We start from the raw sequence: 17070 nt of genomic DNA, 5'->3' as shown, positions 1-17070 counted from the left end.
AGCCAGAGACTTGGCAGAAATTTAAAGACAAAACTAAAGGGTGTGTTGACGATCTTTATTAAAATATTTAATATAATAATTTTTATTTTTTCTTAACTTTTGAATTATTTTTTATTTTATTATATATATTCAATAATTTTCTCACTAGCTTATGGACATCCGTTGCCGGATTAGGAAGATTTCGTTTGATAAGAGCTTCAGCGTTGCGGCATGCGATATCAGTTCTTTGAAATAGAACATTAAATTCGACTTCTTTGCATTTTTTGTTGTAGGCTTTATAATTCTTTGCCACCAGCGCGATGGCATCGTCCTCGCTGCTTACCGGCGCCGAAGACATTCCATCCCAATGTAGGGCGATCCAAACTTCAAAAGACCGAGTAGAGAGGCAGAGGTTGATATTTTTACTCGCAGCAAGCGCCATCGCCTTACGAAGGTTTTCTGCAGTGGTATCGTCTGTATCGCATACGCAATATATTTCTTCGAACGGCCCTTCTCGTTCGAGCCACTGCACACATTTCTCAACAGCTTGCAGCACATTGCCGCCGCTTTTTACGTAGTAAGGCCTAATCTCGGTGGCGGCAGTTCCGATTTGAATTTTCCAGCCTTTAAAATACCGATCTTCCGTTCTCTCACCGTCATATGCGACAGCGATTACTCGTGATTTTGACCGCTTTTTCCCAGAAATGCGAGGCTTAAGCGATTTGCCGAAGCCGTTAGTCGGCTGACGCATCGGAAGCCTCAGCGGTTAAGCCAGAATTGCTGAGAAGTGATAAATCAATCCCAAGTGCGGGTATAGCTCCATACCTTCCGCGTAGGTAACCTCGTTCTAAATTTTCGTCCTTCCTCGGGCTAAACTGCAGTAAAGAATAAAGATCGGATATCATTTGATTTTTTTCGACAAACCAAATTTGATCTCTCCTTAGTAAGGCTTGGTCAAGTAGCCCTGTATCGTGGGTCGTAAATATCAATTGACCTCCGCCAAAATTAATATCTTTGCTTTGAAACATTTCAACGATCAATCTCGCAAGATGTGGATGAATACTAGTTTCCAGTTCATCAACAAGAAGAACCTCACCCGCCTGCAGAGCAAAATAAATCGTCACGCACATGCTAAAAAATTTCTGAAATCCTTTTGATTGTTTATTGAATGGAAGTCGTATCTTTGAGCGTCCACGCTTGAATACAAAATCTATTTCATATGCTAGAAAACTTTCAATGCTTGCGATCGCGTCTGGCTGTAACATTTCACGCATTGAATTTGGAATTTTTGTCTTCGCGTTTTTGCTAATAATTATATCAATTAGATTCGGCTCAACAGGTTTTAAAAGTGTAATTACATTTTTTTTCATGTAATCGTCGTCATGTTGCGCCAAAAAAGACGCCGTTATTTGCGCATTAGCTCTATCGGAGGATGTTTCTAAACTTAAAGAGCTTACATAATTGTCGAACCAGTTATAAATTTCGATACAGGCAGGATGGTTGTCTTGTGCGGCGGCGGAAAGAAGTAGACTGTCGTCACGAACTCTTCTTTCGATACCTTCACGATAAAGAGTATCGCCACCAAACAAGTCTCCAAATTCAACATTTGTGATATTTTTTTCGTCTCTTAACGACGTATTTCTCATGAATATCAAACTTTCTTTCCCTTTTTTGTAATGATAAAGCCATTCTTCCTCAAACGATCGGGAGTTTGCCGCGAAACCGTATCTGTATCTCTCTCCTTTGCAAATGATATCTGCCTCTACGCTGATAGGACTTTCGGCGCCTATGCGACCAATAAATCGGTCTGATTTAGTCCCACTATTGGGGCGCCATCCGGATTGAGATTCTACGACCGCTGTTTTAAGATAAGAAAATGCTCCTAAAACATTGGTTTTACCTGCCGAGTTTGCACCATAGATGGCAATCACGGGTAATACTTGAGATGGTACTTTAGCATCTTTTGGGGGATGAATGAGGGACTCAGGATGTGTCTTGTCCGCACGGTGGGAGAGCAAGGATAATTCGCCTCCCTTTAAGAATGATCTGTGATTCTTGAATCGAAACGCGAGTAACATGCACCTGCTCACTGGCCCGGAGCCCATAAAGATCATATCTGCAAAAATCGTGAAAAGTCCACAAATTTGATACCGCCCGCCAGATATATCAATTTGAAGTTGCGTTGATAGATTCCACGCATGCCGCAAAATGCATAAGTTATTGATTTTAAAAATAAACCCTTGCGGCGCAACAGCTCCTCAGCAATCTGGGTGGTTATAAGCTTTCGCCGCCTCCGCAATCCGCCAGCCACATACCAGCGTGGAGAACTCACAGCCTCCGGTTTCAACCCCACCAAAAAAGCTATAGAGACAAAAGAAGTAGGCCGAGAGGCGCCAAGGAGCGCAGGTGCCGTGGTGGGGAGTGAGTTGGGTTCCGGGACCACCATCGTCGTCGCGGACGACCACCCGCTGTTTCGCGGCGCCCTCAGGGGCGCGGTGACGGCGATCCTGCCCGGTGCCCGGATCATCGAGGCGAGCGGGCTCGAACCGCTGACGAAGGTCCTCGATGCCGAGGACGAGATCGACCTCGTGCTCCTCGACCTGACCATGCCGGGGGTCCAGGGCTTCTCCGGGCTGATCTACCTGCGGGCGCAGCACCCGGCGATCCCCGTGGTGATCGTCTCGGCCAACGAGGACCCGGTGGTGATCCGCCGCGCCCTCGATTTCGGCGCCGCCGGCTTCATCCCGAAATCCCTCGAGGTCGACCGCATCGGCGAGGCGATCGGCGAGGTCCTGGCCGGCGGCAACTGGTCGCCGCCCGACATCGAGCTGTCGGCCTCCGAGGACAAGGAGACGGCGGACCTGATGCGCCGCCTCGCCACCCTGACGCCGCAGCAGGTGCGGGTGCTGATGATGTTGTCCGAAGGCCTGCTCAACAAGCAGATCGCCTACGAGCTCGGGGTCTCGGAGGCGACCGTGAAGGCCCACGTCTCGGCGATCCTGCAGAAGCTCGGCGTGGAGAGCCGCACCCAGGCGGTGATCGTCTCCTCGCGGATCGGCGCGACCCTCAAGCCACCGGCCGGGGTGGAATAAAGCCGGCTCTGGCGAGCCGGTGCGGGCCCCGGCGGGCCGGTGCCGCCTCAGGCGAACCGCAGGTCCGGCCGCGCCCGGTCGCGTTCGTCCCGTCCGAGCCCGCGCGGCACGTCGTAGGCGGTGCCCTCCAGCCCGAAGACCGCCCGGGTGGTGTCGGCGGTGGCCGGCGTCCAGCGGGCGATGAACGGTACCAGCGGGTTGCCGTCGTACATCATCGGCAGCGCAAGGGGCTCGGTGTCCCAGCCCATCGTCGCCAGGTGGGTGATCATGATCGGGTGGGCCTGGATCAGGTAGCCGTCGAGGCCGAGCGTCCCGGTCAGCTCGGCCACCGCCACGAACTGGCGCCCGGCGATCGGGTCCTTGGCGGTGGCGGAGGCGCGCCGCCACGGCGCGGCGCCGCAGCGCGTCCACTCGAAGAGGCGCGGCCCGCTCGGCGCCGTCGCGCCCTGCAGCAGCTGCGGATAGACGTGGGTCTGCAGGTGCGGCCGGGTCGTCGGCAGCAGGCGCGAATACGACACCACCTCGCCGTCGTCGGTTCCGGCGACGTGGATGCAGTCCGGCCCGTCGAACTGGTCGCGCTCGCGTCCGTCCGGCTTGCGGCACGCCTCCCACCGCATCGTCTCGACGAAGAGACGATGCCGGAAGCAGTATATCCGGTCGAGAAGCGCCGCATGGTCGCGGTAATTTTCGCGATCGATGATCGTGATCAAGATCAGGGCTCCTTGCTCTGGAGCACTTCTTGAGCTTTAAACCTAGAATGAGAAAGACCGTAAATTTACGGGGATCTTGCCGTCGTCTTGCGTTTGATTGCATTCGTGACGTGTTGAAGAAAAATAGAGACTGTTCCGAACTGTAGGGAGAAATATTTTGCTCGGGCGCCCAGGCTATTTTGCAACTCAAGGTGCGATCGAGGCGGGCCGACTCAAATTATCGAGGACTAGGAATGATGTCGCTGACGCCGGGCGCGATCGGAGCCTCGCGACATCCCTTGCGTCATGCCGGCGGGGGCGGATCCGATCGTCTTTGTGCGGCCCTCGCGCCGTACCGGCGCGGGCGGGCGACCCGGGCGGCGGGGCATGCATCCGCAGGCCGGCGAAGACCGATCTAGTCGATCAACCCCGCCCGCATCGCCAGGGCGACGAGCTGCACCCGGTTGACCGCGCCGAGCTTGCGGGCGGCGTTGCTCAGGTAATCCTCGACCGTGCGCTGGGACAGGGACAGGATCTCGGAGGTCTCCCAGCCGGTCTTGCCGGCCGCGGCCCACTTGATGCACTCGATCTCGCGCCGGGTGCAGCGCGTGGCGCCCTCCGGCCGCACGATCCGGGAGGGAAGGGCGGGACCCAGGCCCCGCGAGGCGAGATGGGCGTAGATGGCGAGCAGGTGCAGCCCGGCCCAGGCCTCGTCCGAGAGGTCGATGCGGGCGCCGCCGAACGAGGCGGCGGTCTCGGTGCCGTCGATGTCGTGGATCGGCACGCAGAGCCCGTTGCCGAGGCCGAAGGCCGGAGCCTCGTCCATCACACGGCGGGCGAGGGCGGCGTCGCGGTCGACCTCGACCTCCGACCACAGGAACGGCGCCGTGGTGCGCCGGACCTGCGCCATCACCGGGTCGTGCTGCACGTAGCCGCGCGACACGTAGCGGGCGGCCCATTCCTCGGGCCAGTGCATCAGCAGCAGCCGGTCGGGCAGGTTCTCGCCGGCGCTCTGCGGCACGCCCGCGATGGCGAAGCGCTCGTAGCCGAAGATCCCGCCGGCCCGCACCAGCACCGCCGTGATCTCGGCGGCACTGCGCGCCGCCTTGACCGTCTGGACGAGGTCCAGCGTGACCTGACCGATCACCGCCATCGCGCAGCGCCGTCCGTTTCCGACAGTTCTCGACCGACAACCCGCCAGACGAGAGGCGGGTGCGCATCGACTATCAGGAAATGTGGGCCGTTGCGAGAAGCCGGGGGTAAAACAGCTCTCCCGGATGCCGAAGTGCGCCGGGCGGCCTCAGCTGCCCGGACCGCATCCTTCTCGTGACGGCCGCGCCGCCCGGACTGAGCCGGACCGTCGCGTCTCAGGCCGCCCGCTTCTTGAGCACCCCGACCAGCAAGGCGGTGATCAGCGTGCCGGCGACCAGGGCCGCGACCGCGCCGAGCACCGGCGTGATGGCGTTGGGGATCGGCAGCACGAACAGCCCGCCATGGGGCACCCGCAACGCCACCCCGAAGGTCATCGACACCGCGCCCGCCGCCGCCGAACCGGCGACGAGGGCCGGGATCACCCGCAGGGGATCGGCGGCCGCGAAGGGGATCGCGCCCTCGGTGATGAAGGCGGCGCCCAGCACCGCCGCGGCGGTCCCGGCCTCGCGCTCCTGGGCGGTGAAGCGGCCCGGGAACAGCCGGGTGGCGAGCGCGATGCCGAGCGGCGGGGTCATGCCGGCGAGCATCACGGCGGCGATCGGAGTGTAGATCCCCGAGGAGATCAGGGCGGCCGAGGAGGCGTAGGCCGCCTTGTTGATCGGCCCGCCCATGTCGACCGCCATCATGCCGCCGAGGACGAGACCCAGCACCAGGGCGCTCGCGCCCTGCATGCCCTTGAGCCAGCCGGTGAGGGCGGCGAGCAGGGCCGCCACCGGCACGCCGACGACGTAGACCATCAGGAGGCCGGTCACGAGGGTGCCGACGAGCGGCAGGATCAGGACCGGCTTCAGCCCCTCCAGGTTCTTCGGCAGGCGGATCGACCGGTTGAGGAACGAGACCGTGTAGCCGGCGATGAAGCCCGCCGCGATGCCGCCGAGGAAGCCGGCATTGAGGTTGGCCGCCAGCATGCCGCCGATCATGCCGGGCGCGATGCCGGGCCGGTCGGCGATCGAGAAGGCGATGTAGCCGGCGAGCGCCGGCACGATCAGCGCGAAGGCCGCCTTGGCGCCGATCTCGCCCAGCGCGAAGCCCAAGCTGCCCTTGTTGGCCGGCGCCATCGCGTCGATGCCGCCGAACGCGAAGGCGAGCGCGATCAGCAGGCCGCCCGCCACCACGAAGGGCAGCATGAACGACACGCCGGTCATCAGGTGCTTGTAGGCGCCGGCCTTCGTCTCGGCCGCCGCCGGGCGGGCCGGGCCGGATTCCGCGGCAGCCGCGCCCTGCAGCTCGGCGTCCTTCAGCGCGGTGGCGATCAGCCCCTTGCCGTCGCGGATCGCCGCCTTGGTGGTGGTGGCGTAGACCCGCTTGCCGGAGAAGCGTCCGCGGTCGACCCCGGTATCGGCGGCGATGAGCACGATGTCGGCCGCCGCGATCTCCTCCGGCGTCAGCGCGTCGCGGGCGCCGACCGACCCTTGCGTCTCGACCCGGACCCGATGGCCGAGCGCCTGGGCGGCGGCCTGGATCCCTTCCGCCGCCATGAAGGTGTGGGCGATGCCGGTCGGGCAGGAGGTGATGGCGACGATGCGCTTCGCGCCGTCGGCGGCGGGGCCTGGGGCGGGTGACGCCTCGGCCAGCGCCCGCTCGATCACCCGGTCGGCGTCGGTGAGCACGTCCTCGATTCCCGCCTCGGCGCGCCGCAAGGCCCCGAACCGGTCGGCGCCGAGATCGCCGGAGCCGACGAGGAGCACCGCGTCGGCTCCCCGGATCGCGCCCTCGCTCAGCGGCGTCCCGGCGGTGCCGCGGCCCCGGACCTCGAGCTCGAGGCGCCGGTTGCGCCGCGCCGCCGCCCGGCGCAGGGCCTCGGCCGCCAGCACCGCGTGGGTGCCGAGCTCGCCGCCCCCGACGACGGCCACCAACTGGGTCATGGGTTGTTCCTCCTCGGGTCTCGTCTCTGGGTCGTGTCGGGGTCGTCCGGGATTCGGCTCCGAACCGGCGTGGGCGATCGGGACGGCGTCAGTTCGGAAGGGGGCGGATCTCGATGGCCTTCGCGATCGCCTCGACCTCCGCCCGAGCCGGCAGGTTGGCCCCGGCGCGGGTGAGCTTGCCGGCCGCGAAGGCCAGCGCCAGCCGGGCGGTGTCGGCGAGAGCGAGGTCGGCGGAGAGCCCCGCCACCAGCCCGGCCACCAGGGCGTCGCCGGCCCCGACGGTGCTGGCGACCGCGACCGCCGGGGCGAGCGCGTGCAGGGCCTGCACCCCGGCGCCGTCCCGGCGCACGAACACCGCGCCGTCCTCCCCGAGGGAGACGACGACGAGCGGGATGCCGCGCCGCACGAGGTCCGTCGCGGCACCGACCACGTCGGCGAGGGCGGGAAGCGGCCGCCCGGCCCATTCCTCCAGCTCGTGCCGGTTCGGCTTGACGATGTCGGGCAGGGTGTCCGCCGCGAGCGCCGCGGCGAGCGGCGGCCCCGAGGCGTCGAGGAGCACGCGGGCGCCCGCGGCCTTCAGCTCGGCGGTGAGGTCCGCATAGAGATCGGGCCCGGCGCCCGCCGGCAGGCTGCCGGCGAGCACCGCGAGCGTGTCCGGCCCGGCCGCGTCGCGCAGCACCGCCCGCACCGCGGCGAGATCCGTCGGCGCCAGGGCGAGGCCCGGCAGGTTCACGTCGGTGGTGCCGGCGGGATCGACGAGCTTCAGGTTGGTGCGGGTCTCGCCCGCCACCCGCAGGCAGCGGTCGGCGATGCCCTTCACCGCAAACAGCACCTCGAACGCCGCGGCGTTGCCGGTGCCGAGCACGCCCGCGGCGGTGACGGGCACGCCCCAATCGGCAAGGCAACTCGCGACGTTGACGCCCTTGCCGCCGGCGTCGTCGCGCAGCGCACGGGCGCGGTGGACGGCGCCGGGCACCAGCCGGTCGAGGGTGACGGTCCGGTCGATCGCCGGGTTGAGGGTGAGGGTGAGGATGCGGGTCACGGCCGCGCCTCCGCAGTTCCCGAGGACGCCCGGTCGAGGGCCCGCACCGCGGCGGCGTCGGGCTGCGCGCAGGCCCGTTCGGCCAGCGCCTTCAAATCGGCGAGCGAGGCGGCGCGCAGGCGCGCCTTCACGGCCGGCAGGTCGCGGGGCGTCATCGAGAGCTCGTGGACGCCGAGCCCCGCGAGCAGCCCGGCCCCGAACGGATCGCCCGCGATGCCGCCGCAGACGCCGACGAAGCGGCCGTGGCGGGCGGCGCCCTCGCAGGTCATCCGCACCAGGCGCAGCACCGCCGGGTGCAGCGAGTCGGCCTCCGGCGCCAGCTCGGTGTTCTGGCGGTCGATGGCCAGCGCATATTGCGTCAGGTCGTTGGTGCCGATCGAGAAGAAGTCGCAATGGGCGGCCAGCGCGTCGGCCTGGATCGCCGCGGCCGGGACCTCGATCATGATGCCGAGCGGCACCTCCGGCGCGCCGATCTCGGTGCGGATCCGCTCGCAGGCCTCGCGCAGGGCCGCGACCTCGGGGACCGAGGTGATCATCGGGAACATGATCGAGAGCGGCGCGTCCTTGCCCGCGGGGGCGCCGGCCGACACGCAATCCCTGGCGGCGCGGTAGAGGGCGCGCAGCTGCGGCTCCATCAGGTCGGGCCGGCGCAGGAGCAGGCGGGCGCCGCGCACGCCGAGGAAGGGGTTCTCCTCCTTCGGCAGGGCGAGGTGGGGCACCTGCTTGTCGCCGCCGATGTCGAGGGCGCGCACGATCAGGGGGCGGCCGTCGAGCGCCTCCAGCATCGCCCGGTAGGTGGCGTACTGGTCGTCCTCGCCCGGGGTGTCGCCGCGCTCCAGAAACAGGAACTCGGTGCGCATCAGGCCGATACCCTCGGCGCCCTGCGCCAGGGCGAAGGGCACCTGGTCGGGCGTGTTGACGTTGGCGCCGATCGCCACGGCGTGGCCGTCGCGGGTGCGGGCCGGCAGGCCGCGCTCGCGCGCCTCCTCCTCCTGCGTCGCCCTTAGGGCGTCGCGCCAGGCCCTCGCCGCGGCGAGGTCGCGCTCGCTCGGGTCGAGGTAGAGCCGCCCGGTCGTGCCGTCGAGGATCGCGGTCGCACCGGCCGGCAGGGCCAGGAGGGCGGCGCCGGCCGCCACCACCGACGGAATGCCGAGGGTGCGGGCGAGGATCGCGGTGTGGGAGGTCGGGCCCCCTTGCGCGGTGGCGAGCCCGAGCACCCGGGCCGGATCGAGGCCGGCGGTGTCGGAAGGCGCGAGGTCGGGGGCGAGCAGGATGCAGGGCCGGTCCGGAAGGGCGTGGCCGGACTGGAGCGCCGGGTCGATCTGGGCGAGCACCCGGCGGCCGACGTCGCGCAGATCCGCCGCGCGGGCGGCCAGCACCGGGTTGCCGAGGGCCGAGAGCCGGCCGGCCATCCGCTCGACCGCCTGCTGCCAGGCATAGGCCACGCCGTGGCCCTCGACCATCAGCTGGCAGGCGAGCGTGATGAGGTCGGTGTCGGCGATAAGGTCGCTCTGCGCCTTGATGATCCCCGCATCGGCCTGGCCGAGGCGCCGCCCGGTATCGTCGGCGAGCGCCTTGAGCTGCGCCGCCGTCCTCTCCAGGGCCGCATGCAGCCGGTCGCCGCCGCTCGTCAGCGGCTCGGGCTCGTCCGGCACCGCGACCTCGGTCGGGCCGAGCACGTGGACCGGCCCGATGGCGAGGCCGGGGCTGGCGCCGATGCCGGACACGATCCGGCACGGATCGGCCGGGTTCCAGCCGGCCACCGGGGCGGCGGCCTTCGCGGCGGCCTCGGCCGCGCGGGCGGCGGCGGCCTTCTCGCCGGCCGAGAGGCCGGTGACGACGGCCTTCAGCCGGGTGAGCGCCGCCGGGGCGTCCTCGCCCTCGGCGGAGATCACCGCCTCGTCGCCGGCGCGCAGGCCGAGCTGGAGCAGGGCGATCAGGTTCTTGGCGTCCGCCACCTCGGCGCCGTGGCGGACCTGGATCCGGGCGCTCCCGCCGCGCGCCGCCTCGACCCAGGCGGAAGCCGGCCGCGCGTGCAGGCCGGTCGGGTAGTCGACGGTCCAGGTGAAGGCGTAGGGCAGGTCGGCGGCCGGGCCGGCGGTGCCGGGGGCGGGCGCGTCCTCGGACAGCGCCGCGGCGATCTCGGCGGGGTCCTGCGTGGTGCGCAGGCGCGCCAGCCGCGCCTCGTCCTGGATCAGGCGGGTGAGGCGGCGCAGGATGGTGATGTGGGTGTCGGACTGGGCGGCGATCGCTACCACCAGGTGGGCGTCCTGACCGTCGTGCCAGGCGACGCCGCCGGGGACCTGCAGCACGGCGAGCCCGCTCTCGCGCACCAGGGCGCGATCGTCGACCATGCCGTGCGGGATCACGACGCCGTGGCCGAGATAGGTGTTCGCCACGCCTTCCCGGCGCAGCATGCTGGCCTCGTAGGCCGGGTCGATGCAGCCGGCCGCGACGAGGAGCTGGGCCGCCTGGCGGATCGCCGCGTCCTTGTCGGCAGGGGTGGCGGCGGTGCGGATCAGGACGCGCGGCGCGTTCGGCGCGAGCATGGCAGGCTTCCTCCCGATAGGCGGTTTTGCTTGCTGCTTATGAAAACGTTTTCACATCCCTTGTCAACCGATGCGCCCGTGCCGGAGCTGGTTTCGAGCCGTAAGGACTTGCTTGATGCGCCGTAGGCTGGCACGATCGCCAGATCGATATGAAAACGTTTACGAGAACATGGCCGTCGGCATCCGTGACGTCGCCCGCGCGGCGGGGGTTTCCACCGCGACCGTGTCGCGGGCCCTGGGCAAGGGCCCGGTCAGCGACGCCCTGCGCGAGCAGGTCGAGGCGGCGGTGCGGGCGACCGGCTACCGGCCGAACCTCTCGGCCCGCCGCCTGCGCTCGCAATCGGCGCAGACGATCGGGCTCATCGTCGCCGACATCCGCAACCCGTTCTTCACCGCGGTGAGCCGGGCGGTCGAGGACGCGGCCTACCGGGCCGGGATGCGGCTGATCCTGTGCAACACCGGCGAGGATGCCGAGCGCGAGGCGCTGTACCTGCGCCTGATGCAGGAGGAGCGGGTCACCGGCGTCGTCTTCGCGCCGACGCGGCGCACCGCCGAGCGGCTGCGGCCGGAGGATTTTCCGTTCCCGCTGGTGCTGATCGACCGGACTGGCCCGCCCGGCGGCCATGACGGCGTGGTGCTCGACAACGTCGCGGCCGGCGCCCTGCTGGTCGACCACCTGGTCGAGCAGGGGTTTTCCCGCATCGGCGGCCTGTTCGGCTCGACGAGCTCGACCGCCGAGGAGCGGCGCGACGGCTACCTCTCGGCGATGCGCCGGCACGGCCTCGCGCCGCAGGTCCGCACCGTGCTCCCGGAGGCCGAGCCGGCGGAAGGAGAGGTGGCGCGCTGGCTCGCCGAGGCCGACCGCCCCGAGGCCCTGGTGCTCTCGAACGGCCTGATCCTGATGGGTGCGGTACGGGCCGCCCGCGCCGCCGGAATCCCCTGGCCCGGCGGGATCGCGCTCGCCGGCTTCGACAACGAGCCCTGGACCGATCTGGTCGAGCCCGGCCTGACGGTGATCGAGCAGCCGGTGACCGAGATCGGCGCCCAGGCGATGGACCTGCTGTTCGACCGGCTGAAGCACCCGGACCAGCCGGTGCGCAAGGTGGTGCTGAGCGGCCGGCTGATCGCCCGGGGCTCGACGGCGCGGCGGTGACGGGACGACGTCGCGCGGATCACGCGAGGTCGTCCGGCAGCGCGATCCCCATCTCCTGCCCGAGCCAGCGGGCGAAGACCCGCAGCGGGGCGCGCCGCCGGGTGGTCGCCGGATAGACGAGGTGGTGGCCGACGTAGGTCACGTCCTGCGAGAGGCCGCGCAGGGGCGCGACGAGGCGGCCGCTGGCGATCTCGCGCTCGGCGAGCAGGGTCGATTCGAGCGCCACGCCGAGCCCGTCGGCGGCGGCCGCGATGGCGAGAAAGCTGCGGTCGAAGCGCACCCCCAGCGGCCGGGGCGCCGGCAGGCCGTTGCGGGCGAACCAGAGCGGCCAGCGCACCTGCTTGTTGTCGCTCTGGATCAGCACCTGGTCGAGGAGGTCCTCCGGCCGGCGGATTCTGGCCGCCCGCTCGGGGTCGCAGAGCGGCATCACCGTCTCGGCGCAGAGCGGCACGCTCACCAGGCCCTCGCCCCGGGGCGGGCCGTAGACGATGTCGGCGTCGAACTCGTCGCCGACGAAGCGGGCATAGTCCATGCCGGCGGCGAGCCGGACCTCGAAGCCCGGATTGGCGGCCAGGAACCGGGCGAGGCGCGGGGTCAGCCACTGCGCCGCGAGGCTCGGCGCGCAGTGCAGGCGCAGGAGCTGGGGCCCGCGCGCCGCCACGAGGTCGAGGCCGCGATGCAGCTCGTCGAAGGCGCGGCCGACATGCTCGAGCAGGGCCTCGCCGGCGGCGGTCGGCACCACGCCCTGGCCCTGGCGCTCGAACAGGGTCACGCCGAGGGACGCCTCCATCTTGCGGATGGCGTGGCTGACGGCGCTCGCGGTCAGGTTCAGCTCCGCCGCCGCGTCCTTGAACGAGCGGCGGCGCGCCGCGGCCTCGAAGGAGCGGACGGCGGAGAGGGGGACGCGCAGGGACATGACGCAACGATGCGTCGGCGCGGGCGGGCTGGCAACCGCCGCGCTCACGCCTCCCGGTCGGTCAGGACGATCCGGAAGCGCGCCCCGCTGCGGGTCTCGTCGAGGCTCAACGTACCCCCGTTGAGCCGCACCAGCTCGGCCGCGATGGCGAGGCCGAGCCCCGTGCCGCCGGAGCGGCCGGAGCCCTGGAACGCCTCGAACAGGTGGGCGCGCGCCCGCTCCGGCAGGCCGGGGCCGTTGTCGGAGACGAGGATCGTGACGGTCGCACCCGTGCGCCCGGCCTCGATCGCCACCACGGGAGGGCCGTCGCCGCTGCCGGCGAGCCCGATCGCCTGGACGGCGTTGCGCACGAGGTTGACCAGCACCCGCGACAGCTGATCGGGATCGGCGTCGACGGTCAGCCCCTCGGGGGTCCGGTCGGCGATGGTGATGGCGGCGCCCGGCGCCAGCCCGGCGAGGTCGAGGGCGTCGCGCAGGATCGGCCGCAGCGGCGTCGGACGCCGCTGCGCCGGAGGCTCGGCGGCGCGGCCGTAGGCCAGCGTGCCCTCGCAGTAGCGGATCGCCCGGCCGAGGGTCGCGACGAGGCGCGGCGCCACCCGCTGCACGCCGGGATCGGCGACGTGCTCGAGCCGGTCGACCAGCAGCTGCGCGGTGGTCAGGAGGTTGCGCAGCTCGTGGTTGATCTTGCTCACCGACAGGCCGAGATCGGCGAGCCGGCGCTTCTGGCGCAGCTCCCCCGACAGGATCGTCTCCATCCGGGCGAGCGCCGTCTCGGCGGCGCCGATCTCGTCGCTGCGCCAGGACGGGCTGATGCGCCGCGACAGATCCTCGGGATCCTCCGCGAAGGACGCGATGTTGCGGGCGAGCCGCCGCACCGGCCGCACGATCGAGAGCTGGAGCACCAGGAAGACGAGGCCGGCGGTGATGCCGGAGATCACCAGCGAGGCGGCGAGGATGCGGCCCGAGAAGGCGATCATCGCGTGCCGCAGGGGCGCGGGATCGAGGACGAGCTCGACGAAGTCGACCCCCTCCATGCCGTGGCCGATCACCCGAAGGGGCAGGGGGCTCGCCCGCGTCAGGGTGCGCCAGGCGCCGCCGATGCCCTCGAACCAGCCGGCTCCGCGCAGGTCGACGGTCTCGCCCACCTCCGGCGGCATCGGGGTGAGGTTGAGGAGGCGCCGCGCTCCACCGGCCTTGAGCGCGATCGCCTGGGCGCCCACGCCCATCAGCAGGCGCCGGGCGAGGTCGTCGGAAACCCTTTGCTGGGGGGCGGCGTCGAGCACCAGGGCGGCGACCTGGGCGGCGGCGACCCGGTCGGAGAGCCAGGCGCGCCGGTAGCTCGCGACGCTGGGGACGTAGATCAGCACCTCGGCGATGAGGACGAACACCACCGTGAGCAGCAGCAGGCGGCCGGACAGGCCGATGCGGCCGGCGAGGCGCCGGATGCCACCTTGCCTCGCCGCGTCATCCCTCACCGTCCCGACGCCTCCCGCTCACCGGCGCCGTTCCGTCCCGGGCGCGCTTAAGCCTAACACACCTGCCGGGCCCCGGTCGCCGGAGGGGCGGGGCCCGGCGGAAGCTATCCCCGGATTGCCGAAAATCCAGTCGTCACCCAACGAATCGGGGGCGAGACAGCGCCTGATGCAAGCGATCTTGCGGCACCAGCGCCTGGTTCAGATCGTCTTGCGGCGCCAGCGCCGCCAGGCGACCGGCATGAGCGCCAGGGCGCCGAGGCCCAGCAGGGTGGCGACGAGCTGGGGCGTGACGATGGCCCGGAGCGACAGGGCGGCGTCGCAGGCGATGCCGCCGGCGACGAGGCAGGCCTCCTTCGCCGCCTGATGGGCCGCCACCACGGTCTCCACCCCCGCACCCGCTGAGGCGTAGATGAAGGCGCCGGGGCTGATGCCGATGAGCGTGGCGAGCGCGAAGGTGCGCAACCTGACCCCGAAGATCGCCGGCGCCAGGTTGGTCATCCAGAACGGAAAGACCGGCAGCAGCCGCAGGACCATCACGTACGAGAACGCGTCGCGGCGAAACCCCTCGGCGAGGCGCCCGAGCCGCGAGCCGGCGCGGCGCAGCAGGACCTCGCCGGCGGCGGTGCGGCCGATCGAGAACACCACGACGGCGCCCGTCGTGGCGGCCGAGATCGAGACCAGCGCGCCGGCCACCGGGCCGAACAGGAAGCCGCACAGGGTCGTCATCACCACCGAGACCGGCAGCGACACGATCACCGTGGCGACGTAGGCCAGGTAGGCGCAGGCATAGGCGCGCCAGAACCCCTCCGCGACCCAGGCCTTGGCATAGGCCCGGGAGGCCAGCAGCTGGTCGAGGCTGAACCAGCGGGTGAACCCGCCGACGAGGAGCCCGATCGAGACCGCCACCAGCGCGACGAGGGGCAGCACCCGCAGCCAGCCGCGCCAGGCCGGGGCCGCCACCGCCTCGGGGCCGGCCTCCTCCGGGGCATCGGGCGGCGGGTCCCGGTCGGGCCGGGGGGGCGTGCTCACCCGGCCTTCTGCATGCGCAGGATCTTGAAGAACCCGCCCGGGAAGGTGGGCCGCACGCCGAGGAAGGTCACGCCGCGGCTCTTCGCCCAGGCCTCGATCCGGGCGGCCTTGAAGGCCGAGCTCCAGCCGATCTTCTCGCAGAGCGGCGCGACGATCTCCTCGACCTTCGCGATGGTGCCGCTGTCCTGGCCGAAATGGTTGGCGAGTACGATCATGCCGCCGGGGCGGACCACCCGCAGGAACTCGTCGAGGGCGCCTTCGGGGTCCGGCACCAGGGTGATGAGGAACTGCGCCACCACCGCGTCGAAGCGCGCGTCGGCGTAGCCGAGGCGACAGACGTCCATCACCTGGAGGCCCTTGACGTGGGTAAGGCCGCGCCGCGCCACCTTGCGGTTCGCGCGGCGGAGCATGTCCTCCGACAGGTCGACGCCGTAGACCTCCGCGTCCTTCGGGTAGTAGCCCAGGGACAGGCCGGTGCCGACGCCGGCCTCCAGGATGCGCCGCCCGCCGACGAGCGCCGCCTGGACCGCGTCCCGCGCCGCCGGCTCGGTGAGCTTGTCGTAGACCACGTCGTAGACCGGCGCCCAGCGCGCATAGGCCTTGCGCATCAAGGCGGTGGTGGGCCCCGCCTCTCGCGGCTCGCTCAGCATGTCGGTATCGTCTCCGAGGTCGATCGTCTCGCGGGCTGTGACGCGCGCGCTTGTGCTACGGTTTCCCGAGGAAATCTTCGGAAATCGTCCTAGAGCATCTTCCAAGGAAGCGGGTACCGCTCCGTCGCGGAAAATGCGGCAAAATCAACAGCCTGGGGCACTGCCCTAGGCGGCGGCGAGGCTCTCCGCCTCGACCCGCCGGATGGTGCCGCCGCCCAGCACCCGGGCCCGCGGGCCGTCATCCGCGTAGATGACGCAGGCCTGGCCGGGCGACACCCCGTCCTCGGGGGTCGCCAGCGCGACCTCGGCGCAGGACGTGTCGGGGTTCCAGGTCAGGGTGGCGGGGCGGGGCTCGCGGGTGGAGCGGACCCGCACCGCGACGGGCAGGTCGCGGGCGGCCTCGAGGGCCGCGTCGCCGAGCCAGTTCGGGTCGGCGAGGCGCACGACCGAGGTGGCGAGCGCCTCGCGCGGGCCGACCACCACCCGGGCCTCGCCGGGCTCCAGGCGCACGACGTAGAGCGGCTCGCCCGCCGCCACGTTGAGGCCGCGGCGCTGGCCGACCGTGAAGCCGATGATGCCGTCGTGGCGGCCGAGCCGGCGCCCGTCGAGGTGGACGATCTCGCCCGGACGCACCGCGTCGGGGCGCAGGCGGGCGATCACGTCCTGGTAGCGCCCCTGGGGCACGAAGCAGATGTCCTGGCTGTCGGGCTTGTCGGCCACCGACAGGCCGAATTCCTTGGCCAGCGCCCGGGTCTCGTCCTTCGGCCGCTCGCCCAGCGGAAAGCGCAGGATGTCGAGCTGCTCGGGCGTGGTCGCGTAGAGGAAGTAGCTCTGGTCCCGGGCCGGATCGAGGGCGCGGTGGAGCGCCCGGCCGCCGCCCGGCAGCGCCCGGCTCGCCACGTAGTGGCCGGTCGCCAGCACGTCGGCGCCGAGGTCCCGGGCGGTCGAGAGCAGGTCGCGGAACTTGATCGAGCGGTTGCACTCGACGCAGGGGATCGGCGTCTCGCCCTGGAGGTAGCTGTCGGCGAAGCGGTCGATCACCGCCTCGCGGAAGCGGTCCTCGTAGTCGAGGACGTAGTGCGGGATCCCGATCGTCTCGGCAGCGCGGCGGGCGTCGTGGATGTCCTGGCCGGCGCAGCAGGCGCCGCGGCGGTGGGTCGCCGCGCCGTGATCGTAGAGCTGCAGCGTGATCCCGACCACGTCGTAGCCCTCGCGCTTCAGCAGCGCGGCGACGACGGAGGAATCGACGCCCCCGGACATCGCCACGACGACGCGGGTCTCTTCCGGGGCCTTGGGCAGATCGAGCGAGTTCATGACCATGCGCGGGGTTTCGGACGGCGCTCCGGGAAGCAGTCCACGGCGCGCGAGGGAGTCTATAGCGATCCGGCCCGGGTTCTGCCAGGGCGGCAGGGTAAGGCC

14 protein-coding genes are annotated in these 17070 nt (G+C 69.1%); 2 read left to right on the top strand and 12 right to left on the bottom strand.

The window, feature by feature from the left end:
- Window positions 1–82: 82 nt before the first annotated feature.
- Window positions 83–730: an RloB family protein gene (locus HPY23_RS24635; RefSeq protein ID WP_091885235.1), complete on the bottom strand. Its 648-nt coding sequence runs from the start codon at window positions 728–730 to the stop codon at window positions 83–85.
- Complete coding sequence (locus tag HPY23_RS24630) at window positions 714–1997, bottom strand: AAA family ATPase (RefSeq protein ID WP_200601507.1); 1284 nt, start codon at window positions 1995–1997, stop codon at window positions 714–716. Before HPY23_RS24630 ends, HPY23_RS24635 begins: the two co-directional genes overlap by 17 nt.
- A 408-nt stretch (window positions 1998–2405) precedes the next feature.
- Here HPY23_RS24630 and HPY23_RS24625 point away from each other — a divergent pair, with 408 nt between their 5' ends.
- Window positions 2406–3071, top strand: coding sequence for a response regulator (locus HPY23_RS24625; RefSeq protein WP_060845703.1), 666 nt, complete (start codon window positions 2406–2408; stop codon window positions 3069–3071).
- Between the two features lie 47 nt (window positions 3072–3118).
- On the opposite strand, the gene HPY23_RS24620 is transcribed toward HPY23_RS24625, so the two are convergent.
- The 5 genes from HPY23_RS24620 to ptsP form a co-directional block, all read right to left on the bottom strand.
- A complete protein-coding gene (locus HPY23_RS24620) occupies window positions 3119–3781 on the bottom strand; it encodes an acyl-homoserine-lactone synthase (RefSeq protein WP_236012469.1) in 663 nt (220 codons plus the stop codon).
- 394 nt (window positions 3782–4175) lie between these two features.
- Window positions 4176–4913 (bottom strand): LuxR family transcriptional regulator, encoded by a 738-nt coding sequence (locus HPY23_RS24615; protein WP_091885240.1) that lies wholly within the window; start codon window positions 4911–4913, stop codon window positions 4176–4178.
- A 214-nt stretch (window positions 4914–5127) separates the two neighbouring features.
- The gene (locus HPY23_RS24610; protein ID WP_091885243.1) at window positions 5128–6837 is read right to left on the bottom strand and encodes a PTS fructose transporter subunit IIC; all 1710 of its coding nucleotides are present in this window, start codon (window positions 6835–6837) and stop codon (window positions 5128–5130) included.
- A gap of 88 nt (window positions 6838–6925) precedes the next feature.
- A complete protein-coding gene (gene pfkB / locus HPY23_RS24605) occupies window positions 6926–7879 on the bottom strand; it encodes a 1-phosphofructokinase (protein WP_091885246.1) in 954 nt (317 codons plus the stop codon).
- Entirely contained in the window at window positions 7876–10428 is a 2553-nt protein-coding gene (ptsP, locus tag HPY23_RS24600; RefSeq protein WP_091885249.1) for a phosphoenolpyruvate--protein phosphotransferase, read from the bottom strand. Before ptsP ends, pfkB begins: the two co-directional genes overlap by 4 nt.
- Window positions 10429–10597: 169 nt before the next feature.
- Here ptsP and HPY23_RS24595 point away from each other — a divergent pair, with 169 nt between their 5' ends.
- Window positions 10598–11581 (top strand): LacI family DNA-binding transcriptional regulator, encoded by a 984-nt coding sequence (locus tag HPY23_RS24595; RefSeq protein WP_091885252.1) that lies wholly within the window; start codon window positions 10598–10600, stop codon window positions 11579–11581.
- Between the two features lie 19 nt (window positions 11582–11600).
- On the opposite strand, the gene HPY23_RS24590 is transcribed toward HPY23_RS24595, so the two are convergent.
- The 5 genes from HPY23_RS24590 to mnmA all read right to left on the bottom strand — a co-directional run bounded on the left by HPY23_RS24590 (window position 11601) and on the right by mnmA (window position 16965).
- Window positions 11601–12497: a LysR substrate-binding domain-containing protein gene (locus HPY23_RS24590; RefSeq protein WP_091885255.1), complete on the bottom strand. Its 897-nt coding sequence runs from the start codon at window positions 12495–12497 to the stop codon at window positions 11601–11603.
- 44 nt (window positions 12498–12541) lie between these two features.
- On the bottom strand, window positions 12542–13972 hold the full coding sequence (locus HPY23_RS24585) for a sensor histidine kinase (protein ID WP_060845711.1): 1431 nt from the start codon (window positions 13970–13972) through the stop codon (window positions 12542–12544).
- Between the two features lie 198 nt (window positions 13973–14170).
- Complete coding sequence (locus tag HPY23_RS24580; RefSeq protein ID WP_091885259.1) at window positions 14171–15001, bottom strand: TVP38/TMEM64 family protein; 831 nt, start codon at window positions 14999–15001, stop codon at window positions 14171–14173.
- A complete protein-coding gene (locus HPY23_RS24575; RefSeq protein ID WP_060845713.1) occupies window positions 14998–15651 on the bottom strand; it encodes a class I SAM-dependent methyltransferase in 654 nt (217 codons plus the stop codon). The genes HPY23_RS24580 and HPY23_RS24575 overlap by 4 nt, the downstream gene beginning before the upstream one ends.
- Window positions 15652–15816: 165 nt before the next feature.
- Window positions 15817–16965 carry a tRNA 2-thiouridine(34) synthase MnmA gene (gene mnmA / locus HPY23_RS24570; protein WP_091885565.1) on the bottom strand — a complete coding sequence of 383 codons (1149 nt, stop codon included), beginning with the start codon at window positions 16963–16965 and terminating at the stop codon, window positions 15817–15819.
- Window positions 16966–17070: the final 105 nt, after the last annotated feature.

It is taken from the genome of Methylobacterium ajmalii (genome assembly GCF_016613415.1).
GTDB lineage: Bacteria > Pseudomonadota > Alphaproteobacteria > Rhizobiales > Beijerinckiaceae > Methylobacterium > Methylobacterium ajmalii.
Note: the sequence above shows the minus strand (reverse complement) of the source record. Positions and strands in the feature narration are given on the sequence as shown.